Source organism: Burkholderia arboris (assembly GCF_902499125.1).
GTDB lineage: Bacteria > Pseudomonadota > Gammaproteobacteria > Burkholderiales > Burkholderiaceae > Burkholderia > Burkholderia arboris.
In genome coordinates, this window is record NZ_CABVPX010000008.1 from 206,012 (window position 1) to 226,135 (window position 20,124).

The 20,124-nt window shown below is 67.1% G+C and carries 22 protein-coding genes; 7 read left to right on the plus strand and 15 right to left on the minus strand.

The genetic code is table 11. The annotated features are described in order from the left end of the window. Positions 1-44 precede the first annotated feature (44 nt). Positions 45-1,031 (plus strand): oxidoreductase, encoded by a 987-nt coding sequence (locus BLA15945_RS12670; RefSeq protein ID WP_174992504.1) that lies wholly within the window; start codon positions 45-47, stop codon positions 1,029-1,031. 215 nt (positions 1,032-1,246) lie between these two features. Beyond that, on the plus strand, positions 1,247-1,546 hold the full coding sequence (locus tag BLA15945_RS12675) for a DUF4148 domain-containing protein (RefSeq protein ID WP_059239310.1): 300 nt from the start codon (positions 1,247-1,249) through the stop codon (positions 1,544-1,546). Positions 1,547-1,738: 192 nt separating this feature from the next. Here BLA15945_RS12675 and BLA15945_RS12680 read toward each other — a convergent pair whose 3' ends face one another. From BLA15945_RS12680 to BLA15945_RS12705, 6 genes are all read right to left on the minus strand, one after another. Continuing rightward, positions 1,739-2,938: a TauD/TfdA family dioxygenase gene (locus tag BLA15945_RS12680; RefSeq protein ID WP_174992505.1), complete on the minus strand. Its 1,200-nt coding sequence runs from the start codon at positions 2,936-2,938 to the stop codon at positions 1,739-1,741. A 22-nt stretch (positions 2,939-2,960) separates the two neighbouring features. Further along, positions 2,961-3,917: an alpha/beta hydrolase gene (locus BLA15945_RS12685; RefSeq protein WP_174992506.1), complete on the minus strand. Its 957-nt coding sequence runs from the start codon at positions 3,915-3,917 to the stop codon at positions 2,961-2,963. A gap of 50 nt (positions 3,918-3,967) precedes the next feature. After that, complete coding sequence (locus BLA15945_RS12690; RefSeq protein WP_059239306.1) at positions 3,968-4,456, minus strand: thioesterase family protein; 489 nt, start codon at positions 4,454-4,456, stop codon at positions 3,968-3,970. Positions 4,457-4,459: 3 nt separating this feature from the next. Then, positions 4,460-5,425 (minus strand): L-carnitine dehydrogenase, encoded by a 966-nt coding sequence (locus BLA15945_RS12695; RefSeq protein ID WP_174992507.1) that lies wholly within the window; start codon positions 5,423-5,425, stop codon positions 4,460-4,462. An 86-nt stretch (positions 5,426-5,511) separates the two neighbouring features. Next, positions 5,512-6,441 (minus strand): BKACE family enzyme, encoded by a 930-nt coding sequence (locus tag BLA15945_RS12700; RefSeq protein ID WP_174992508.1) that lies wholly within the window; start codon positions 6,439-6,441, stop codon positions 5,512-5,514. Between the two features lie 55 nt (positions 6,442-6,496). Next, positions 6,497-7,450, minus strand: coding sequence for a choline ABC transporter substrate-binding protein (locus tag BLA15945_RS12705; RefSeq protein WP_059239300.1), 954 nt, complete (start codon positions 7,448-7,450; stop codon positions 6,497-6,499). A 439-nt stretch (positions 7,451-7,889) separates the two neighbouring features. Here BLA15945_RS12705 and BLA15945_RS12710 point away from each other — a divergent pair, with 439 nt between their 5' ends. Next, the gene (locus BLA15945_RS12710; RefSeq protein WP_174992509.1) at positions 7,890-8,060 is read left to right on the plus strand and encodes a hypothetical protein; all 171 of its coding nucleotides are present in this window, start codon (positions 7,890-7,892) and stop codon (positions 8,058-8,060) included. Between the two features lie 36 nt (positions 8,061-8,096). Here the strand turns inward: BLA15945_RS12710 and BLA15945_RS12715 are convergent, their stop codons facing one another. Continuing rightward, positions 8,097-8,999, minus strand: a complete 903-nt coding sequence (locus BLA15945_RS12715) for a LysR family transcriptional regulator (RefSeq protein WP_059240919.1) — start codon at positions 8,997-8,999, stop codon at positions 8,097-8,099. Positions 9,000-9,170: 171 nt separating this feature from the next. Here BLA15945_RS12715 and alr point away from each other — a divergent pair, with 171 nt between their 5' ends. After that, positions 9,171-10,274: an alanine racemase gene (gene alr / locus BLA15945_RS12720; protein ID WP_174992510.1), complete on the plus strand. Its 1,104-nt coding sequence runs from the start codon at positions 9,171-9,173 to the stop codon at positions 10,272-10,274. A 239-nt stretch (positions 10,275-10,513) separates the two neighbouring features. On the opposite strand, the gene BLA15945_RS12725 is transcribed toward alr, so the two are convergent. Beyond that, positions 10,514-11,398, minus strand: a complete 885-nt coding sequence (locus BLA15945_RS12725; protein WP_174992511.1) for a LysR family transcriptional regulator — start codon at positions 11,396-11,398, stop codon at positions 10,514-10,516. Positions 11,399-11,519: 121 nt separating this feature from the next. Here BLA15945_RS12725 and BLA15945_RS12730 point away from each other — a divergent pair, with 121 nt between their 5' ends. Further along, positions 11,520-11,963, plus strand: coding sequence for a DMT family transporter (locus tag BLA15945_RS12730; protein ID WP_059239294.1), 444 nt, complete (start codon positions 11,520-11,522; stop codon positions 11,961-11,963). Positions 11,964-12,027: 64 nt separating this feature from the next. Here the strand turns inward: BLA15945_RS12730 and BLA15945_RS12735 are convergent, their stop codons facing one another. The 7 genes from BLA15945_RS12735 to BLA15945_RS12765 are packed head-to-tail and all read right to left on the minus strand — an operon-like array spanning position 12,028 to position 17,518. Continuing rightward, positions 12,028-13,533: an aldehyde dehydrogenase family protein gene (locus BLA15945_RS12735; RefSeq protein ID WP_174992512.1), complete on the minus strand. Its 1,506-nt coding sequence runs from the start codon at positions 13,531-13,533 to the stop codon at positions 12,028-12,030. A gap of 33 nt (positions 13,534-13,566) precedes the next feature. Then, positions 13,567-14,109, minus strand: coding sequence for a c-type cytochrome (locus BLA15945_RS12740; RefSeq protein WP_059239290.1), 543 nt, complete (start codon positions 14,107-14,109; stop codon positions 13,567-13,569). Next, the gene (locus BLA15945_RS12745) at positions 14,106-14,606 is read right to left on the minus strand and encodes a c-type cytochrome (protein ID WP_059239288.1); all 501 of its coding nucleotides are present in this window, start codon (positions 14,604-14,606) and stop codon (positions 14,106-14,108) included. The genes BLA15945_RS12740 and BLA15945_RS12745 overlap by 4 nt, the downstream gene beginning before the upstream one ends. After that, complete coding sequence (locus BLA15945_RS12750; protein ID WP_059239286.1) at positions 14,603-15,136, minus strand: methylamine dehydrogenase light chain; 534 nt, start codon at positions 15,134-15,136, stop codon at positions 14,603-14,605. Before BLA15945_RS12750 ends, BLA15945_RS12745 begins: the two co-directional genes overlap by 4 nt. Before the next feature lie 39 nt (positions 15,137-15,175). Beyond that, complete coding sequence (gene mauD / locus BLA15945_RS12755; RefSeq protein WP_059239284.1) at positions 15,176-15,802, minus strand: methylamine dehydrogenase accessory protein MauD; 627 nt, start codon at positions 15,800-15,802, stop codon at positions 15,176-15,178. Beyond that, positions 15,799-16,353 (minus strand): MauE/DoxX family redox-associated membrane protein, encoded by a 555-nt coding sequence (locus tag BLA15945_RS12760; protein WP_059239282.1) that lies wholly within the window; start codon positions 16,351-16,353, stop codon positions 15,799-15,801. The genes mauD and BLA15945_RS12760 overlap by 4 nt, the downstream gene beginning before the upstream one ends. Positions 16,354-16,360: 7 nt before the next feature. Continuing rightward, entirely contained in the window at positions 16,361-17,518 is a 1,158-nt protein-coding gene (locus BLA15945_RS12765) for an amine dehydrogenase large subunit (RefSeq protein WP_059239280.1), read from the minus strand. Positions 17,519-17,780: 262 nt separating this feature from the next. Here BLA15945_RS12765 and BLA15945_RS12770 point away from each other — a divergent pair, with 262 nt between their 5' ends. Together BLA15945_RS12770 and BLA15945_RS12775 are read left to right on the plus strand one after the other, a co-directional pair. After that, positions 17,781-18,725, plus strand: coding sequence for a helix-turn-helix domain-containing protein (locus tag BLA15945_RS12770; RefSeq protein ID WP_264168280.1), 945 nt, complete (start codon positions 17,781-17,783; stop codon positions 18,723-18,725). 125 nt (positions 18,726-18,850) lie between these two features. After that, positions 18,851-19,795 carry a GlxA family transcriptional regulator gene (locus BLA15945_RS12775; RefSeq protein WP_174992541.1) on the plus strand — a complete coding sequence of 315 codons (945 nt, stop codon included), beginning with the start codon at positions 18,851-18,853 and terminating at the stop codon, positions 19,793-19,795. The last annotated feature ends 329 nt before the right edge of the window (positions 19,796-20,124 follow it).

Genomic DNA, 20,124 nt, shown 5'->3' on the forward strand with positions numbered 1-20,124 from the left:
CGATTACGTGCCGCGGCCGATCGGCCGTGCCGATGGAGACAGACATGCATGCATGGAGTGCGCGCCACGTCCCGGCGCAGGGCGGCAAGGTCGCGGTCGTGACCGGCGCCAACAGCGGTCTCGGCTGGCAGCTCGCGGAAACGCTGGCCGCGAAAGGCGCGACGGTCGTGATGGGCTGCCGCGACGCGGCGCGCGCCACCCAGGCGGCCGATGCGATCCGCCAGCTTCATCCCGACGCACGCGTCGAAGTCGATCCGCTCGACCTCGCGGATCTCGCGTCGATCGCCCGCTTCGCGGGCGACCTCTCCGAACGCCACGGCCGCGTCGACATCCTCTGCAACAACGCCGGCGTGATGTTCCTGCCGCTACGGCATACGCACGACGGCTTCGAAATGCAGTTCGGCACCAACCACCTCGGCCATTTCGCGCTGACCGGCCAGTTGCTGCCGGCGTTGCGCGCCGCGCGGCGGGCGCGCGTCGTGACGATGTCGAGCGGCTTCAACCGCGGCGGCCGGATTCGCGTCGACGACCTGCGCGCCGGGCGACGCTACAACCGTTATCTCGCCTATTGCGACAGCAAGCTCGCGAACCTCGTGTTCGCGATCGAGCTGCAGCGCCGCTTCGAGCGTGCGGCGTTCGCGGGGATCAGCGTGGCCGCACACCCCGGCTATGCGGCGACCAACCTGCAGTTCGCAGGCCCCGCGATGGATAGCTCGCCCGCGCGCGCCGCGCTGATGCGGGCGGCGAACCGTTATCTCGCCCAGCCGGCCGACCAGGGCGCGCTGCCCGCGATTCACGCGGCGACATCGCCGGATCTCGCGGGTGGCGCATACATCGGGCCGTCCGGCTGGTTCGAGTCGCGCGGGCTGCCGGCGCCCGCGAGCGTGCCGCGTTCGGCGCGCGACGTGGCCTCGGCGGCGCTGCTGTGGGAAGCGTCGGAAGCCGCGACGGGCGTGCGCTTCCTCAGTTCGGGGGCGCCCGCCGGACGCGCGCCGGGCCGACCGTTCGATACGGCGGCCGAAGCGCGTTGAACGGCGGATCGCCGGCGTCAACATTCTTCATACTTATTACGCGATCCGAAAAGAAAGCCCGTTGAAAGACTCGTGCGACGCACAACTGTTACCGCCCAGGAAACAATCTATCGTCAAAATCAGCGTTTACCCTGAAGCTCCCGGTGACTAAGATTTGATCAATCGCTTAAGACACGGTGTCGAGAGCGAACTCAATAAAACACCCGGAGGTCACCATGAAATCGCTCGTTTCCGCAGTCGTTGCTGCTGTCGCCCTGTCCGCTTCGTTCGGCGCATTCGCTCAAAGCACCGTGACCCGCGCACAAGTGCGCGGCGAACTGGTCCAGCTCGAACAAGCCGGCTACAAGCCGGGCGTGTCGAGCCCGTACTACCCGAACGACATCCAGAGCGCCGAAGCGCGTGTTCATGGTGCCGACACCAGCGGCTACGGCGCACAGCCGGCTCCGCTCGTCCACTCGGGCGCCCCGGCAGCCACGTCGTCGAACGCACGTGACTCGATCTTCTTCGGCCAGTAAGCCGATGCGCCCTCGGCGGGCGCCGCGCGCCGCGCGATGAAGTACCGCAGTCCGGACGAGCCCCTTCGCGGGGCTCGTCTTGTTTTATTAAACGCATACCTCCGCCGCCCGGCAGCGGGTGGCTTCACCCGGACGCTTTGCGTCCGGGTGCTTTTTCCCGGCGGGTATGCGTGAAGACGCCGTGTGCGCCGATCAGCGCACCGCAGCGACGGCAGGCACCGATCGCGACAGCACACGCCAGCGCGACAGCAGCTCGTCGCGATCGACATAACAGCCCTGCAGGTGACGCCGGCCCGTCGACGGATCGAACTCGGTGCGCGCATGCAGCACACGCCGGTTGTCGAACGCCCACATGTCGCCCGCCCGCAGCCGGCGGTGTACGCGCAAGCGCGGCTCGCGCGCGAGCGCGAGGAACCGCCGGTACGCGCGATAGACGGCCGCGACCGAGCCGGCCGGCGCATCGAGCGGCCCGCGCAGGAAGTTCGCGACTCGCACTTCCGTGACGTTGCCGCGCGCATCGAGCCCGATCACCGGCGCCGAACAGCGGTAGTCGCTGTTCGCACTCTTGTTCCAGAACTCGAACGGCGTCGATGCCAGGTGCTCGAAATCGGCCGGATGCTCGCGCCGCAGCGCATCGGCGAGCGCGAAGCCGTCGAGGAAGATGCTGTCGCCGCCCGTCGCTTCGTTGGCGAGGCAATGCAGGAACTGCACGCCCGGCTGCAATTCGCGCGTCGGCAAATCCGTATGCGGCGGCAGGTTCAGCGACGTATACGCATTGCTGTCCGGACGCGGCTTCGATTCGACGTCGAACAGCACACCGAAATTGCTTTCGCGGATCAGGCCGATGCGGCGCGCGATTTCGTCGACGCGGCCGCGCTCGGCCGGCACGCCTTCGACGAGCGTCAGCCCCGTGCGCTGCAACGCGGCGAGCCACGCGAGCAGCGCACCGTCGTCCTCCATTACGTCGCGCCACGCGAACACGCCGATCGCCGTCGCATCGTCACCGGCCCATACGTGCCGCCCATGCGCGGCCAGACGCTCCGCGCGCGACGCATCGTCGTACGCATGCGCACGCAGCCAGCCCGGCGACCACGCGCTGCGATGCCCGTCGTTCCATTCCACATGCAGCGCGCCGTCGGTTTCGACATGCACGGTGAGCGCCGACAAATCGGCGCGCGCATCGGCAATCTCGAACACCTGTTCGCGCGTGACCGCATGCACGCACGCGGCACACGCGCAGTTGTCGCGCAACCAGTCGAAATGGAACGGCGATCGTCGCGTATCGCTCCACTCGACGTCCACCGCCCCATCGCCGATCGTCGCCGCCGCGATGGCCGCGTCGGCCGAAAACGTCCGCCAGTCCTCGATACGGTGTTGCGCCGCTGTCTGCATCGTTGCCTCCCGGAAACGCCCGCTACGCGTGTGGTGCGAGCAAAAACCCGCCGACCCTCCGGTGCATGCGTGCGGCCTGCGGGCTCGTCCCGAGCGCGCGCCAGCAGCCGTGCACCAGTCCTGCTCCTGTCCAGCCATGCGCGACCCCGCCGGCCGCGCGAATTCGTTCGACGTACACGCGCGCGTCGTCGCGCAGCGGATCGTGTTCCGCGCCGATCGCGAGCACCGGCGGCAGGCCGTCGAAATGCGCCGCCTCAAGCGGCACCGACGCGCGCAACAGCGGGTTGCCGCCCTGCAGCACGTCGGACAAGTCACCGTCCCAATACAGTTCGCGATAGCGATGCACGTCGTCGAGCGTCAGCATCGGCGCGTGCGCTTCCGTTTCGCGTGCGGGCGATTGCGGTTCGAAGCCGAGCATCGGATACACGAGCGCGATGCCGTCAACGTTGCGTTCGCCCGCATCGCGCAGCGCGGTGGCCACGGCCGCCGCGAGCATCCCGCCCGCACTGTCGCCCGCGAGCGTCAACGGATGCGCGCACCGACCGAACGGCCAGCGTGCATCGCGCGCGGCGCGCGTGACTTCGAGGCAATCTTCGAGCGCGGCCGGCGCGCGGTGTTCTGGCGCAAGCCGGTAGTCGACCGCGATCACGTCGAGCCCGGTATCGGCTGCCAGTTGCGCGGTCATCAGCGCGTGACTGTCGAGCGAGCCGACGACGAAGCCGCCGCCATGAAAAAACAGCACCGTGCCGCGCGATGTGCGGTGCACGGACGTGTAGCGCCGCAGTGCAATCGCGCGCCCGTCCGGCGCGTGCCACACGGCGTCCTGCTGCCCGATGCCGGCCGGCAGCGCGGCCGGCGTCCATTCGGCCGCGAAGCGGTCGTAGAGGCGACGCTGCTCGTCGGGCGAGCGCGCCGCCGCATCGGCCGGATACCATGCGTCAACGGCTGCGACGAACGCCGCGATTTCCGGTTCGAGCATCGTGCGCACCCCGCGGGCGAAGATTGAGGATTGAAGAGCGAAGATCGCGGTTAGCGGCGCGGCGGCAACCCGATCACGCGGCCTGCATACGCAGGCGCCGCGCAATCGCGCTGCAACGCATGCAGTTCGGCCACGCGGGCGGCCACGTCGTCGTCGAACGGCGCCGACTTCGCGCCGTCACGCGTATCGACGTGCAGCAGCATCTGCTCACTCGCCGATACCGCGTCGTCATGCCCTTGCGCAAACAGTTCGAGATACAGGTGCAGCCGCTTCGCATCGTGCGCGAGCACGCGCGCATCGACACGCACCTGCGTGCCTTCCTTGATCTCGTGCAGGTAGTTCACGTGCGCTTCGAGCGTATAGACCGAGCGCCCCCGCTCGCGACGCGCGGTGTCGTCGAGCCCGATGCGATCCAGCAATGCATCGGTTGCAAAGCTGAAGATCAGCAGGTAGAACGCATCGCGCAAGTGGCCGTTGTAGTCGACCCATTCGGGCCGCACCACGTCGCGGTAAATCGTCAGCGGGGTATCGCCCGTCATCGTCTAGTCCTCGAATCGCATCCCGTGCCGCGCCTTCACCGCGGCGATCGATTTCAGCACCTCGGTGATGCACTCGTCGCGATAGCGTTCGAGCTCCTTGATGCTGCGCGTGCCCTGCTGTTCGGTCGTCCCTTCGACGACGCTGTCGATCAGCGCGTCGGTCAACGTCGGCGCGACCAGCTTCGTCCACGGCAGTTCGAGCGCCGGGCCGAACTGCTGCATGAAGTGTCGCATGCCCGCGTCGCCGCCGGCCAGCGTGTAGGTCAGGAACGTGCCCATGAACGACCAGCGGATACCCGCGCCGAAGCGGATCGCATCGTCGATCTCGCCGGTCGTCGCGACGCCTTCGTTGACCAGGTGCAGCGCTTCGCGCCACAACGCTTCGAGCAGGCGATCGGCGATGAAGCCCGGCACCTCCTTGCGCACGTGCAGCGGCCGCATGCCGAGCTTGCGATAGATCTCCATCGCGCCTTCGACTGCTTCCGGCGACGTCCGCGCGCCGCCGAGCACTTCGACGAGCGGCAGCAGGTAGACGGGGTTGAACGGATGGCCGACCACGCAACGCTCCGGATGCGTCGCCCGCGCGTAGAAATCGGTCGGCAGCAGCCCCGACGTCGACGACGCAATGATCGCGTCGGGTTGCGCCGCGCGGCTGATCTGCTCGTGCAGTTCGAGCTTCAGCGCCTCGCGCTCGGGCGCGCTTTCCTGGATGAAATCGGCATCGGCGACGCACGCCTCGATCGTCGAGACGAAGCGCAGCCGCGCGGGATCGGCGCCCGGCGCGAGGCCGACGCGTTCGAGCGCGGGCCACGCGTTCGCGACGTTCGCGCGCAACCGCTCTTCCGCGCCCGGCGCCGGGTCCCACACGACCACGTCGAGTCCGTGCGCGAGCGCGCGGGAAATCCACCCGCTGCCGATCACGCCGGTGCCGATGGCGGCAAACGTCTTGATATCGGTCTTCACAGCCATGTCAACGCATCCTTCGAATCAGGGGAAATCGGTGGGCGGCGATGCCGGTGCGCATGCCGCCGTGTCAGGTCAGTCGGCGAAAAAACTCACGCGAATTCGGCGATCGCACGCCGTTCGAGCGGACGCTCGCCGCGCGCCGGCAGACCGAGCTTGCGGCGGCCTTCGGCCGGCGTCAGCACGCGGCCGCCGAGCCGTTCGACGATCTCGCGGGCGCGCTCGACGAGCGTGCCGTTGGTCGCATGCACGCCGCGGTCGAGCCAGATGTTGTCTTCGAGACCGACCCGCACGTGGCCGCCGAGCAGCATTGCCTGCGCGACCATCGGCATCTGCATGCGGCCGATCCCGAAGCCGGCCCAGTGCGCGCCCGGCGGCAGGTTGTCGACCATCGCCTTCATCGTGCCCGTATCGGCCGGCGCGCCCCACGGAATGCCGAGGCACAGCTGGAACAGCGGCGGATCGTCGAGCAGCCCTTCCTTCAGCAACTGCTTCGCGAACCACAGATGGCCCGTGTCGAAGATCTCCAGTTCCGGCTTCACGCCGAGTTCCTGGATGCGCTTCGCGCCGGCGCGCAACTGCGCGGGCGTCGACACGTAGATGTAGTCGCCGTCGCCGAAATTCAGCGTGCCGCAGTCGAGCGTGCAGATCTCGGGCAGCAGGTCCTCGACGTGCGCAAGGCGCGTCAGGCCGCCGACCAGGTCGGTGCCCTTGCCGAAGCGCATCGGGTCTTCGCCGGGGCCGATCTCGAGATCGCCGCCCATGCCGGCCGTCAGGTTGATGATCACGTCGACGTCGGCCGAGCGGATGCGGTCGACCACCTCGCGGTACAGGTTCGGGTCGCGGCTGCCGCGGCCGGTCTGCGGATCGCGCACATGACAGTGCGCGACGGTCGCGCCAGCCTTCGCGGCCTCGATCGCGGCGGCCGCGATCTCCTTCGGCGTGACCGGAATCGCCGGATGCTTGCCGACCGTGTCGCCCGCGCCGGTGACGGCGCAGGTGATGATGACGTCATGGTTCATGCTGGGTGCCTCGCTTGAATCGGGTTGTGTCGCATTGCTGGGGTGGCGCGGGCCGTCACAGGCCGAGATACGCCTTCACGGCAGGCAGGCCGTCCTTGCCGTCGAACGTCTTGACGCCCGCAAGCCACGGATCGAGTACCTGCGGGTTCTTCTTCAGGTAGGCCTTCGCGGCGTCGGCCGGCTTCGTCTTGTTCATCACCGACTGCATCAGCTGGTTCTCCAGCTGCGTCGAGAAGCGCAGGTTCGTGACGAGCTTGCCCGCATTCGGGCAACGCGAAATGAAGTCGGGCGCGGTGAGCGTGTACACGCGTGCTTCGCCGTAGTTCGGCCCGAACGACGCGTCGCCGCCGGACAGGTAGTTCATGCTGAGCTGGATATTCATCGGGTGCGGCTCCCAGCCGAGGAAGACCACCCACTTCTTCTCGCGGATCGCGCGCTCGACCGTCACCAGCATCCCGGCCTCGCTCGACTCGACGAGCTTGAAGCCGCCGAGCCCGTACTGGTTCGTGTCGATCATCTTCTGGATCGTCGCGTTCGCGCTGCTGCCCGGCTCGATCCCGTAGATCTTGCCGTCGAGTTCCGCACGGTGTTTCGCGATGTCCTCGAAGGTCTTCAGGCCGGCCTGGTATTCGTAGCTCGGCACCGCGAGCGTCGCTTTCGCACCGGACAGGTTCGGCGGTTCGACGACGTTGATCGACTTGCTGTCGAGGAACGGCTGGAGCTGCTTCTGCTGCACCGGCCACCAGTAACCGAGCGACACGTCGAGCTGCTTGCTCTTCAGGCCGGCGAACGAGATCGGCACCGACGCGATCGTCGTGGTCGGCTTGTAGCCGAGTGCCTCGAACACGGTCGACGCGAGCGCGGTGGTCGACGTGATGTCGGTCCAGCCGATATCCGCGAAACGCACGGCGCGGCAGGTCGCGGCATCGGTCTCGGCCAGCGCCGCGTTCGTGAACGCGCTTGTCGCCAGCACGGCCGCGACAAGCGCGGCGATCTTCGTCGACTTCATGGTTCGGTTCCTCCCGGTTGGTCTCGCGGCAGCCGGTGCGCGGAGTGTGCGCCGGCCTGCATCGTGGGAGTAAAAGTAACGAGCCATATTCGCCGCGAGAAGACCGCCGGCGACCTGTTCTTGACTATTTGCGACTATGAGTGGAAACCACTAGGTTTTGCCAGTGTCTTGATGGGTGGGGGTTTGGAGGTTTTCCGAGGAGCGTCGGGATTGCCCGGGTGCGGCGCGAGTCTTTCGATTCTGCCGCGCCGATGCTGACAGATTTCCGACAGGTCTCCGCTGCGGCGGGCAGGCCCTATGCTCGATGGGTCAGCGCGCATCACGCACGGGCGCGGGCCGCCGCCCCGGGGCGTGGACATTGCGCGTCATCGGAATCGATGCAGACGGACATGACCGGCCGTCACGACGTACCCATCCGGTCCGATTGGTCAGGAGCAACATGACCACCCTTGCCACTTTCTTCGTCGTCGCCCTTGTCACGATCATTGTGGCCATGCATCGCGGCGTCACCCGCACCGCAGATGCAAAACTTCGCGCGCTGTTCGACGCGGACGGCCAGCGCGGCGAGGTATCGCGCCGGTTGATGCGCGACGCGGGGTACAACGTCTGAGTATCGACGTCGGTCCGGACGCCGGCGGTCGATCGGCTATCCGAGGAGTCTCGCCGTCGTCCGGACAATTTCGTCGACGAACGCCTTGACTGTCGGGTGGCTGCGCTCGCCGCGGCGATAGGCGACGTAGATCTTGCGACGAATCTCCGGCTTCAGCTTGATCCATGCAACGCCCGCCGGCGCGCGCAACACCCTGAGCCCCGGGGCGACCGACACCGAACAGCCGGACGCCACCATCGACTCGACCATTTCGGACCCGCGACACCGGGCGTTGATCCGGGGCTCAAACCCGGCGCGGCGGCATAACTCCGTGACGAAGCTGCCGAACGTACTCCACGTCGATTCGATCGCCCAGGTTTCGTCCCTGAGATCGCCAATGGCCAGCGACGACTTCCTGCTCAACGGGTGATCCGTGGCAACTGCCACGTACAGCACATCCTCTGCCAGCGGCACGATCTCGACACTCTCCCGGTGATTGCCGGTCGCGATCGAAAGATCATCGATCATCGCGATGTCCGCCCGCCAGGATCGCAATGCCGCGACCGCGTCGATCGGCTCCAGCTCCGCTATTTCGATCGAGAGACGCGGATACGCGCGGTGCAATGCCTTGACCGTATCGGGGAGCACCGCCGATGCGATCGACGGAAACGCGGCGACGCGCAGCGCTCCCGCAATCTCGCGTCGCAGTTCCGCCAGTTCCGAGCGCGCCTCGTCCAGTACGACCATGACGCGTTCGGCATACCCCGCCAATGCGTGCCCGGCGGGCGTCAACCTGACCCCGCGACCAACGCGCTCGGTCAGCTCGACGCCCGCCTCGTCTTCCAGTTGTGCAATCTGCTGCGACACCGCCGACGGCGTCAGGAACAGCGCGTCGGCAGCAGCGGCCATCGTGCCGCACCTCGCCAGCTCCAGCAGCGCCCTCAATCGTCCGACTTCCAACGTGACTCTCCTCGGCATTCAATTGAACAGAAACGCTAATGCATTACCCAAGAATCGATCAATATACATCACGCTATTTGCTGCCTACAGTCCACCTGGCGACGGGTTGGTCGGCCAGTCCGTTGCTCACTCAGACCGATGCGCTCGCCGCGCACTATCACCGGAGGACACATGCCGCGACCGATTTCCGCACACATTCATCTCGATGCCATCCGGCACAACCTGCAGCTAGCCAGGCGCCTGGCGGCATCGTCGCGCATCTGGGCCGTGATCAAGGCCAACGCCTACGGTCATGGCGTCGAACGCGTCCTTCCTGCGCTCTCGGACGCCGACGGCATCGCGCTGCTGGATCTCGACGAGGCCGTGCGGGTACGCGAACGGGGCTGGGCCAAGCCGATCCTGCTGCTCGAAGGCATTTTCGAACCCGGTGATATCGAGATCGCGGACCGCCATCGGCTGACCGTGACGGTTCACTGCGACGAACAACTCGCGCTGCTGAACGCGGCGAGGCCACGCGAGCGCATCGACATCCAGCTGAAAATGAACTCGGGCATGAACCGGCTCGGCTTCCGGCCCGGCGAATACCGGCGTGCATGGCAGCGCGCGTCGGACATCCACGCGACCGGCTCGATCGGCCTCATGAGCCACTTCGCGAATGCAGACGACGGAAGCGTCGACCGGCAGATCGACACCTTCGACGATGCCACGCGCGATCTGCCAGGCACGCGGTCGCTGTCGAATTCCGCCGCCGTGTTGTGGCATCCGCGCGCGCACCGTGACTGGGTGCGGCCCGGCACGATTCTCTATGGCGCTTCGCCGACGGGCCGCGCTCGCGATACCGAAGGTTTCCCGCTGCGCGCCGCGATGACACTGGCGAGCCGCATCATTGGCGTACAAGCACTCGAAGCCGGCGAGTCGACCGGCTATGGCAGCATCTTCACCGCACCGCGTGCGATGAGGATCGGCGTCGTCGCATGCGGCTACGCCGATGGCTATCCGCGTCATGCGCCGGAAGGAACGCCGGTGCTGGTCGATGGCGTGCGCACCCGCATCGTCGGACGTGTGTCGATGGACATGCTCACCGTCGACCTCACGCCCTGCCCGACGGCGGGCGTCGGCTCGCCCGTGGAGCTATGGGGAACGCAGCTCGGCGTGGACGCCGTCGCCGAGCCATCGAAAACGATCGGCTATGAACTGATGTGCGCGCTCGCGCCGCGCGTGCCGGTCAGCATCGACGCGCTTGCATCGAGCGATTCCGGGCTTCATTGCGTCTGACCGTTGTCGACCTCGGTAACGCGCGCGGCCGGCATATCCTCGCGGCTGGCCCGTCGTACCCGATCGACGATCCAGCGCAGGCGGGCCCGATGAAGGTGTATCGGAAGGAGCCCGCCAGCGCGGTCGATGCTGTTGCATCTGGCGTCAATTGAACAGGCACCTGCCCCCGATCCTCGAAATCACGCGCGCCTCGCGGGTCGTGCGCCTGTTCCGGCATCATGCAGTCCGCGCGTTCAACGTCAGCGATCCGGCGCCACGATGCGCGCAAACGCCTCCGCCAGCACCGTCGGCTCCGCCGGCAGCACCAGCGCGCACACCGACTGCGCGTCTTCATCCGACATCGGCACGAACACGACGCCGTCGATCCCGAGACTCGCCATCCGCTCCGGCACGATCGCCACGCCGCGCCCGGCCGCGACGAGATTCAGCATCGACGTCTTCGGCGACACGATCCGCGCGGCCGCCGGTACGAACCCGCGCTTCAGGCACAGATCGGTCACGACGCGCGCCAGCCCGCCGCGCTCCCGATACACGGCCGACACGAACGGTTCCCGCCGCAACGTCGATACCGCGACGCGCTTGCGGCCCGCGAGCGGATGATCGGCAGGCACCGCCACGCACAGGCGCTCGGCGGCCAGTTCGACGAAACGGACACGCGCATCGCGCCGCAGCACCGGCAAGCGGACGATCCCGATATCGGCACGGCCGTCCGCGATTTCCGTCACCTGATCCTCGGACGACGCACGGTCGAGATCGACCCGGGCGCCCGGGCAGTCGCTCATGAAACGGTCGAGATCCGGCATCAGGCTGCTGACCGGAACGGTGCTGGAATGCAGCAGCCGCAGCACGCCGGCCTCCCCGCGCGACAACTGCGAGCCCTCTTCGGCCGCAGCCGTCAGCGTCGCCGGGATCGATGCCACGCGTTCACGATAGATCGCGCCGGCCGGCGTGAGCCGGACGCCTCGCGGCTCCCGGTCGAACAGCACGAAACCCAGTTCGTCCTCGAGCTGGCCGATCTGCCGGCTGAGCGCCGACTGCGCGACATGGAGCGCGCCCGCGGCCGGCGTGAAGCCGCCGAGATCCGCCACGGTCAGGAAATACTGGATTTGCCGGAGTGATGGCATGCCGAAACGAGATGGATGAGTGCCAGATTCAATATTTGCGTTATACCGGTGCGCTCCGCAGAATGAAAGCCTGCCGTGCCGGAATCACCGTTCCGGCCATCCTTTCGGAGCGCTCATCGACGTGACTACCCTCCTGTCCTATCTGCTGGTCGTGGCGGCCGGCATCAGCGTCGCCTTGCAGCAGGTGCTCAACGCAAACCTCCGCGCGCAGATCGGCTCGCCGTGGTGGGCCGGGTCGGTCAGCTACCTCGTCGGCCTGGCCGCGATGCTGGCCGTCGCGCTGCTGTCGCCGCATCCGCGCTTGAGCGGCACCGTTTCCGGCGCAGGATCGTGGTTCAGCTGGACGGGCGGATTCTTCGGTGCGGTGTTCGTCGGCGTCGCGATCTTGATGGTGCCGCGACTGGGCGCGGCCACGACGCTCGCGCTGATCGTCGTCGGGCAGATGACCGGCGCACTCGCGTTCGACCACTTCGGTGTGCTCGGCATCGAGCAGCATTCGGCCAGCCCGGTCCGCATTGCCGGCGCGGCGTGCCTGATCCTCGGGGTCGTGCTGATCCGCGCTTGAAGCGCGTTGCTGTCGGCTCGCGTGCGCGGCCGATAACCGGCCACGCACGCGCTCGCCGCTACGCTTACGCGTAGTTCATCATCACCGACTTGCTTTCCGTGTACTGGTCGATCACCGCGCGGCCGAGTTCGCGGCCGAAGCCCGACTGCTTCATCCCGCCGAACGGCAGTGCGTTGTCGAGCAGCGAATGGCAGTTGACCCAGACGGTGCCGGCCGCGATACGCGGAATCAGCTTGTGGATCGCCGACAGGTCGTTCGACCAGATGCTCGCGCCGAGGCCATACGGCGTGTCGTTCGCGAGCTGCACGGCCGTGTCGAGATCGTCGAACGGCATCGCGACGAGCACCGGCCCGAAGATCTCCTCGCGCACGACGCGCATCGCCTGCGTCGTATCGACCAGCACGGTCGGTTCGACGAAGAAGCCGGGGCCGTCGATCGCACGGCCGCCCGCCGCCGCGCGCGCCCCTTCGCCGAACCCCGAGTCGATATAGCTACACACGCGCTCGCGCTGCTTCGCCGAGACGAGCGGGCCGATCTGCGTCGACGGGTCCATCCCCGGGCCGATCTTCAGGCTCGCGGCGATCTTCGCGACGCGCTCGATCACGCCGTCGAACACCTTCGAATGAATATACGCACGCGAACCGGCCGTACACACCTGCCCCTGGTTGAAGAAGATCGCATTCGCGACGCCCAGCGCGGCCTTGTCGAGATCGACGTCGGGCAGCACGATCACCGGCGACTTGCCGCCGAGTTCGAGCGACATCCGCGTCATGTTGTCGAGCGCCGCGTGGCCGATCGTCTTGCCCGTCTGCGTCGAACCCGTGAATGCGATCTTGTCGATGCGAGGATCGCGCGACAATGCCGCGCCGGCCGTGTGGCCGTAACCGGTGACAATATTGACGACGCCGTCCGGGAAACCGGCCGCCTGGATCAGTTCGCACAGTCGCAGTGCGCTCAGCGGCGTATCTTCGGCAGGCTTCAGCACGACGGTGCAACCGGTTGCGAGCGCCGGCGCAATCTTCCACGCCGCCATCAGCAGCGGGAAATTCCACGGTATGATCGCGCCGACCACGCCGACGGGTTCCTTGCGCGTATAGGTGAAGATCTCGCTGTCCGGGATGTACGGCATGCCGGCGTCGATCACGCTGCCTTCGATCTTCGTCGCCCAGCCGGCCATGTAGCGAAAGCATTGCGCGGCCATCGCGACGTCGAGCCCCTGCGCGACCATGACCGGCTTGCCGTTGTCGAGCGATTCGATTTCGGCGAGCTCGCGCGCGTTCGCTTCGATCAGGTCGGCGAGCACGAGCAGCAGGCGCTCGCGATCGGTGGTCTTCGCGGTACGCCACGGGCCTGAATCGAATGCACGCCGCGCCGCGGCGACCGCCTGCTCCACGTCGCGTTCGTCCGCTTCGGGCACGCGCGCGATCACAGCGCCGTCGGCCGGGTTCACGACGTCGAGCTGGCGGCCCGACACGGCATCGCTCCACTCGGCACCGATCAGCATCTTCTTCGGCTTCGCGAGGAACGCGCGCGTCGCGTCGAGCAACGCAAAGGTTTCGTTCGTCTCCATGTCCACGTCTCCTTGATTGTTTGAATGAGTCGGTCAGTAGCGATCCGTGACGCCGTCGATCCCGCGTGCCTGCAACGCGCGGACCAGGCCCGCGCGCACGGTCGCGACATCGGCAAAAGCGGGACGGCGATGCGCGGCGACTTCGGCGGCCGTGTAGGGCTTGAAGCCGCGCGGCAGCGCATCGCGGTTCATCGTCGTGAGCACCCAGTTGAGCACGTCGGCCAGATCCTGGTCGGACAGCGCCGAGTTCGATGCGCCGGGCACGCGCATCACATACTCGCGCCCGGCCGGCAGGTGCGTGAAATAGCCGAGCGAATTCGCGAGCGGCGGCACCTTGCCGGGGATGCCGCCGCCCGTCGCCGTATGGCAGCCCATGCAGTTGAGCACCCAGTGCTGACGCGCGAGCGTCGCGTCGGCCGCACCGTCGGCATGCGCGGGCGGTGCGACCGCGCATGCGGCAGCGCCCGCCAGCAGCAGCCACGCCGACACGCGGCGCGACACGCCGACGAGCCACGACGACGCGCCCCGCGTACCCTGCGCGGAGGCGTCCGCACGGGACGCGCAGGCGCCGTTCACAGCCCGAGCCCCTTGATCACCACCGCACGTTGCGCATGCACGGCCGTGCCGTCCATCTGCTTCGCACGCGCCGCGCGGATATCGGCCGCCGTGAACGGCTTCGCGTCACCGTGCTGCGCGTTGAGGTCGAACACGACGTAGTTGAGCACGTGCGCGATGTCGTCGTCGGTCGCACTCGCGAACGACGGCATCTTGAAGTTGTAGCGCTTGTCGTGCACCTCGATCTCGCCGAACATCCCGTGCAGCAGCGTCGCGACCAGTTGCGCGCGCCCCGGCTCGGCCGCCGCATACTTGCCCGGATACTCGGTCAGCGGCGGCGCAAGGCCGTCCTGCCCTTTCCCGCCCGCCTGGTGGCACACCGCGCACTGCGCGTCGAACAGGCTTTTCCCGGCCGGGTAATGCACGGTTTCCTGCGCGCCGGCCGTGCCCGGCAACGCGAAGGCTGCCGCGGCCGCCATGCATGCAAAGACCCGCTTTCCTGCTTGCTTCACTTTCATTGCTTCGCCGCTCCCAGCAGAACCGAAACCGAACAGTGGTAATTCGAATTACCGTTCGCCATGCACCAGTTGATGTCGTTGTTCAGCGACAGCTTGTACAGCGGCTTCTCGCGCTCGTTGCGGTTGCAGAAGCACTTGCCGCAGGACGTCTTGCCGCAGCAGTCGTTGTACGACACGATGTAGTCCGAACCGTCGTGCGGGTTGCGGCAGGTGCCGATCCACGTGATCGGCGAAGGCGTCGTGCCCGGCGGGCAGCTGCTCGACGTGCCGCCGCAGCAACTGCAAAGCCAGCCGTCGATCGCGCAATACTTCCAGTAGTCGCAGCTCATCGGGTCGTCGCTCGCGCCCGATGCAGCACCGGACGCACCGGCTTCGGCATCGGCCGCATACGCGGTGCGATCGACCGGCAGCAGCGGCAGCAGCGCCGATCCCACCAGCACCTTGCCGAGCTTTGCCATCGCGCTGCGCCGCGAACTGTGCTGCGCGACGCCGCGCGCCGACCGCTCGAACCATGAATCAAACAGGCCCATGTCGTTGTTCTCCCATGACGTTGTAAGTGGGTCGGCCGGTCATGCGTGCTGCGCGTGCGCGTCGTGGCTGTGATCGCCATGCACGAACTGCTGCAACGATGCGACGCCGCGCTCCTTCGCCTCGAACAGGCTCTCGAGATGCTCGCGCGTATTGACGAGCCCCTTCGCACGCACCGTGCCGGTTTCGTCGAGCAGCACCGCATACGGCAGCTTGCCGATCTGGTACGCGAGGCCGAGCTCCTGCGACAGCACGTACGGGAAGCGCCCGAGGTCGTGCTTCTGCGCGAAGCGCGCGTGTTCGTCGAAATCGCCGTCGCTTGCGAGCACGATGTTCACCGGCGTCGATTCGCTTGCCTGCAGCGACGGCAGCAGCGGCAGCAGCTTCTTGCAGACCGGGCAGGTCGGCGACAGGAAGAACAGCAGCGTCGCCTTGCCCGATGCGTCGATGCCGCCGACCTTCACCTGCGAGCCGCGGATGTCGGTCAGTTCGAACGTCGGCGCGATCGCGCCGACCGCCGGCCCCTTGTCGATCATCAGCGCGCCGGCCGGCATGATGCGTTCGTACAGGATGCCGATCTGGCGCACCAGCGCGAGGCAGATCGCGCCGAGCGCGAGGACGGCCACCCACAGCAGGGCGGTGGAAACGGTGAGAGCGGTTTGCATCATGAATTCCTCAGGTGGGAAAGGCGCGGTGCGTTGGCGAGCAGCACGTCGACGGTGAGCAGCGCGCAGACGATCAGCAGCACGGAGAAGAACAATGTCAGGTAGTCGAACCACACGACGGCGCGCGTGCCCGGTTCGACGAACGCGGTGGCGGCCAGCACGACGAGCAGCAGCACGCGGCCGACATGCAGCCAGCCGATGCCGCGCGGCGCGTCCGTGCGCGCGGCAGTGAAGCCGGAACAGCCGCAATCGATGTCGGTATGGCCGCGCAGCAGGTTGATCGCGAGCCCAGCCGCGAAGGTCAACAGCAGCGCGATCAGGCCGGCCGCACCGGCCATGCGCGTATCGGGAAACAGCAGCGCGGCGGCGCCGAGCGCTTCCGCGAGCGGAAGCGCGAACGCGACGGGCGCGGTCAGCGCATCGGGCAGCAGCCGGTAGCCGGCGAGCGCCTGCCGGAAGGCAGCGGGGCGGCGCATTTTCGCGAAGGCGCCGAGCAGCACGACGGCGGCCGCGCCGGCCTGCGCACTGGTGGCGAGAACGGGATCGAGGGTCATCGCGGCCTCACGGGTTGACGAGCAGCGACGACGTATTGCCGATCTGCTTCTCGACGTTCTGCAGCTTGCCGGTGCGCGCATCCATCACGACGAGGTCGGATGTCGCCGTCAGCCCGTAGAACAGCGGCTTGTCGTCCTCGCTGACCTGGATCGACACGAGCGGATCGACCTTCTGCTGCGCGAGATCCCAGCGCGCGACGCGCTGCTTCGACTTCAGGTCGTACACCCACACCTGCGTGCCGGGGTCTTTGTGCGAACCGTCGGTGCCCTTGTGCATCAGCACGTAGTAGCGGTTCTGCTTCGCCTGCACGGCCGTCTGCTGCATGCCGCCGGGGCGCCAGCCTTCGGCGCGTTCGGCATCCGTCAGCAGCGACCACGGCTTGCCGAACGCCGGCTTGTCGCCGCTGAAATCGGCGCTGCGCACGTTGCCGCCGTAGGTCGTGAACAGATAGTCGCCCTTGTATCGCGACGCGTTCACGAAAGCCGGATCCTTGTCGACGTCGATGAACGCGTCCGACATCGTGCGTTTCGTTTCCTTGCCGTTCGCGTCGAGCGTGACGGTCAGCGCCTTGCCGCTTTCGCACAGCGCGGTGACGCGATCGTTGCCCGACGGATACGCGAGCACGCAGGCGGCCGTGTCGATCTCCGACAGCACCTTCTTCGATACCGCGTCGATCACCGTCATCGACGCGGCCGGCGTGATGTTCGCAACGTACAGCCGCTTGCCGTCGGCGCTGAACGCGGTGTTGTACGGCGACGGCACATGCTGCGCGTGCTTCGCCGGAATCACGATCTCGCCCGTGTGATCGAGCGTCGTGTTGTCGGTCATCTCGACGACGTCGGTACGCGTGCCGTGCGAGCCGCGCGAGAAGTAGGTCGTCGCGACGAAGCTTGTTTTATGGTCGGGCGAGATCGCAAGACCGGGGCCGAAGCCGCCGTCGATCTGGCCGAGCAGCTTCTTCGCGTCGGCGTCGTACACATAGATGCGCCCGTCGGTCATCGACGGCATCGAGATGTCGACGATATAGACCTCGTGCGGATGCCACGGCGGCATCTTCTGCACGACCAGTTCCTCGGGCTGTTCCGTCGCATTCGCGCTGCCGGCCCACGCCGCCGCGAACGCCAGCGTCGCCGCGAGCGCCGCGGTTCGTCGCCTTGTCCTCATGTCGCCTCCAGTTGGGGATTCACGTTATGTGGGGCGACTGTAGTTCGACAATAAATGCGGTCAGCACCAGGACCGGCAACGCGAACGTGCCGATTCGGGATATTGGAAATGCGCGTGAAAGCCTCGTGGCCACGCGCCTTCCGACCCTCTGAACAATGCGTGCGGAATAGCGCTCCCCCTTATTGCGCCGACCGCTTGGTCGGTTTAATCTTTCGCGGTCCTGCTCGACACCCCCGGAGGCGCTGTGTTCGTGTTTCACGAGATGTTCGACGACGCGGACCGGCATGCCGAGGCGCTGCGCGGCTGGAATCAGCGCTACGACCAGATCGGTCCGGGTTCGTACCGCAGCGCGGTCAAGCACGCGGTGCTCGACGGCCTGCAGCTGTTCCAGGAAGCCGCGAACGTGCGCATCATCCAGCGCGGCCGGCTGCCGCCCGGCCATACGGTATTCGGCATGCCGCTCACCGGCTCGGGCGCGTTCGCGTTCGGCGGCGCGCGTATCGAGCGCGGCACGATGGTGATGGCGCGCGGCGGCGCACCGTTCGAACTGCATTCGCCCGACGACATGTCGCTGATCGGCGTCGTCGTCGATGCCGACCTGCTGCAGCAGGTCGAGGATGCGGCCGATGTGCGGCTCGACGAAACGACGCTGCGGCGCGGCGTCGTCGACATGCCGACGGCCGTGCTGATGCGCGCGAGCGTGCAGATCGCGACGCAGCTCGAACGCGTGCTGTCGTCGCCCGATACCTACAGCGATGCACGCGTGCAGCGCGAACTGCGCGGCGAAGTCGGCAACGTGCTCGTCGATCTCCTCACGTACCGGATACCCGAGGCGTCGAACCGGCTCACGCACGCGTGCCGTGCCGATATCGTGCGCCGAGTGCACGACTACGTGATCGAGCATCCGGAAGCGCCGGTCGACGTGCTGAGCCTGTGCGCGCAGTTGCGCGTGAGCCGGCGCACGATGCAGAACAGCTTCCAGTCGGTCGTGCAGACAAGCCCGCTGCACTACGTGCGCTCGCTGCGCCTGTCGCAGGTGCGGCGGATGCTGCTCGACACGCGGCAGGCCGATTTGCCGATCAGCGATGCAGCCGCACGCTGGGGCTTCATCCACCTCGGCCATTTCGCGAACGCATACAAGGCGCAATTCGGCGAACTGCCGTCGACCACCGCGCGCCGTTCCGTGCGCAGCGCAAAAACGCGCTGACGCGCGCAAAACCCGCGATAATCTCCCGCTGACCGTTCGGCGCGTGCGAACCGGCGCGGCGCCTGCCCGCCCGAGCGCAGCCCCGTGCGATGCGTGACGACCACCGGATTCGATCCCCTGCCCCGATGCCCGAGGATTTCCACTTCCTGTTGCTGCCCGGTTTCTCCGCGCTCGGCTTCATGTCGGCGGTCGAACCGCTGCGCGTCGCGAACCGCTTCCGCACCGAGCTGTATCGCTGGCACGTGATCAGCGCCGACGGCGCACCCGTCGCCGCGAGCAACGGCATTCCGGTGGCTGCCGAAGCCGCGTGCGCGGACGTCGAGCAGGTCGACACGGTGTTCGTCGTCGCGGGCTTCGATCCGCTCGTGTGCTACACGCGCCCGCTCGCCGACTGGCTGCGCCGCCAGCACCGGCATGGTGCAACGCTCGGCGGCATCGATACGGGCAGCTTCGTGCTCGCGGAAGCCGGGCTGTTCGACGCGTCGCAACCGCTCACGCTGCACTGGGAAGCGCTGGCCGCGTTCCGCGAGCGCTATCCGGGCCTCAACGCGACGCAGGAGCTGTTCGAGATCGACGACCGGCGCATCACGTGCGCGGGCGGCACTGCGTCGATCGACATGATGCTCGACCTGATCGGCCGACGGCACGGCGCCGATCTCGCGGCGGCCATCTCCGAGCAGTTCGTCGTCAGCCGTATCCGGCAGCGTTCGGACAGCCAGCGGCTCGAGATCGCCGCGCGCTACGGCGTGCACAACCGCAAGCTGATCCAGGTGATCGGCACGATGCAGCAGCACATGGAGAACCCGCTCGGCTCCGACGCGCTCGCGCAGGATGTGTCGATCACGCGGCGTCAGCTCGAACGGCTGTTCAGCGCGACGCTGAACGACACGCCGACGCACTTCTACCTGAACCTGCGCCTCGATCGCGCACGCGAGCTGCTGCAGCAGACCGACATGAGCATCACGTCCGTGTGCGTCGCGTGCGGATTCGAATCGCCGTCGCATTTCTCACGCACCTATCGCGCACGCTTCGGCGTCAGCCCGCGCAGCGACCGGCGTGCGACGCGCTGATCGTCGCGCGTTTTAATCACAATCCGGCGCGGTATTACGCGTTCCGGCAGCGTTTCCCGCCGTTCGCTGAACAATGCCGGCGATTGATCGGCCGACCGAAGCGATCATCGAAAATAATTTGGAATGTCGCTGAAAATATTCTGTAACATAAGTTGAAATTAGATAGGCTGCCTAACGAGACGATCCTCAGGCTCGACGCACGTCGCGCCACGCAGGCTGCCACCGATATCAATATCGATCCGAGGGGTATGACATGACGATGCTCGATTCGCCGTCGCCGCACCTGCCTGCCGTTCGCTTCTCATTCGCCTCTTCCGCCCGTTTCTTTT

What these genes read in the sequence shown, in the direction of transcription:
- BLA15945_RS12765 (WP_059239280.1), bottom strand. Translation starts at nt 17,518, where the DNA reads ATGAGGACAAGGCGACGAACCGCGGCGCTCGCGGCGACGCTGGCGTTC.
- BLA15945_RS12760 (WP_059239282.1), bottom strand. Translation starts at nt 16,353, where the DNA reads ATGACCCTCGATCCCGTTCTCGCCACCAGTGCGCAGGCCGGCGCGGCC.
- BLA15945_RS12675 (WP_059239310.1), top strand. Translation starts at nt 1,247, where the DNA reads ATGAAATCGCTCGTTTCCGCAGTCGTTGCTGCTGTCGCCCTGTCCGCT.
- BLA15945_RS12685 (WP_174992506.1), bottom strand. Translation starts at nt 3,917, where the DNA reads ATGCTCGAACCGGAAATCGCGGCGTTCGTCGCAGCCGTTGACGCATGG.
- BLA15945_RS12695 (WP_174992507.1), bottom strand. Translation starts at nt 5,425, where the DNA reads ATGGCTGTGAAGACCGATATCAAGACGTTTGCCGCCATCGGCACCGGC.
- mauD (WP_059239284.1), bottom strand. Translation starts at nt 15,802, where the DNA reads ATGATGCAAACCGCTCTCACCGTTTCCACCGCCCTGCTGTGGGTGGCC.
- BLA15945_RS12725 (WP_174992511.1), bottom strand. Translation starts at nt 11,398, where the DNA reads ATGCCATCACTCCGGCAAATCCAGTATTTCCTGACCGTGGCGGATCTC.
- BLA15945_RS12705 (WP_059239300.1), bottom strand. Translation starts at nt 7,450, where the DNA reads ATGAAGTCGACGAAGATCGCCGCGCTTGTCGCGGCCGTGCTGGCGACA.
- BLA15945_RS12670 (WP_174992504.1), top strand. Translation starts at nt 45, where the DNA reads ATGCATGCATGGAGTGCGCGCCACGTCCCGGCGCAGGGCGGCAAGGTC.
- BLA15945_RS12700 (WP_174992508.1), bottom strand. Translation starts at nt 6,441, where the DNA reads ATGAACCATGACGTCATCATCACCTGCGCCGTCACCGGCGCGGGCGAC.
- BLA15945_RS12750 (WP_059239286.1), bottom strand. Translation starts at nt 15,136, where the DNA reads ATGGGCCTGTTTGATTCATGGTTCGAGCGGTCGGCGCGCGGCGTCGCG.
- alr (WP_174992510.1), top strand. Translation starts at nt 9,171, where the DNA reads ATGCCGCGACCGATTTCCGCACACATTCATCTCGATGCCATCCGGCAC.
- BLA15945_RS12745 (WP_059239288.1), bottom strand. Translation starts at nt 14,606, where the DNA reads ATGAAAGTGAAGCAAGCAGGAAAGCGGGTCTTTGCATGCATGGCGGCC.
- BLA15945_RS12775 (WP_174992541.1), top strand. Translation starts at nt 18,851, where the DNA reads ATGCCCGAGGATTTCCACTTCCTGTTGCTGCCCGGTTTCTCCGCGCTC.
- BLA15945_RS12680 (WP_174992505.1), bottom strand. Translation starts at nt 2,938, where the DNA reads ATGCAGACAGCGGCGCAACACCGTATCGAGGACTGGCGGACGTTTTCG.
- BLA15945_RS12735 (WP_174992512.1), bottom strand. Translation starts at nt 13,533, where the DNA reads ATGGAGACGAACGAAACCTTTGCGTTGCTCGACGCGACGCGCGCGTTC.
- BLA15945_RS12710 (WP_174992509.1), top strand. Translation starts at nt 7,890, where the DNA reads ATGACCACCCTTGCCACTTTCTTCGTCGTCGCCCTTGTCACGATCATT.
- BLA15945_RS12690 (WP_059239306.1), bottom strand. Translation starts at nt 4,456, where the DNA reads ATGACGGGCGATACCCCGCTGACGATTTACCGCGACGTGGTGCGGCCC.
- BLA15945_RS12770 (WP_264168280.1), top strand. Translation starts at nt 17,781, where the DNA reads ATGTTCGACGACGCGGACCGGCATGCCGAGGCGCTGCGCGGCTGGAAT.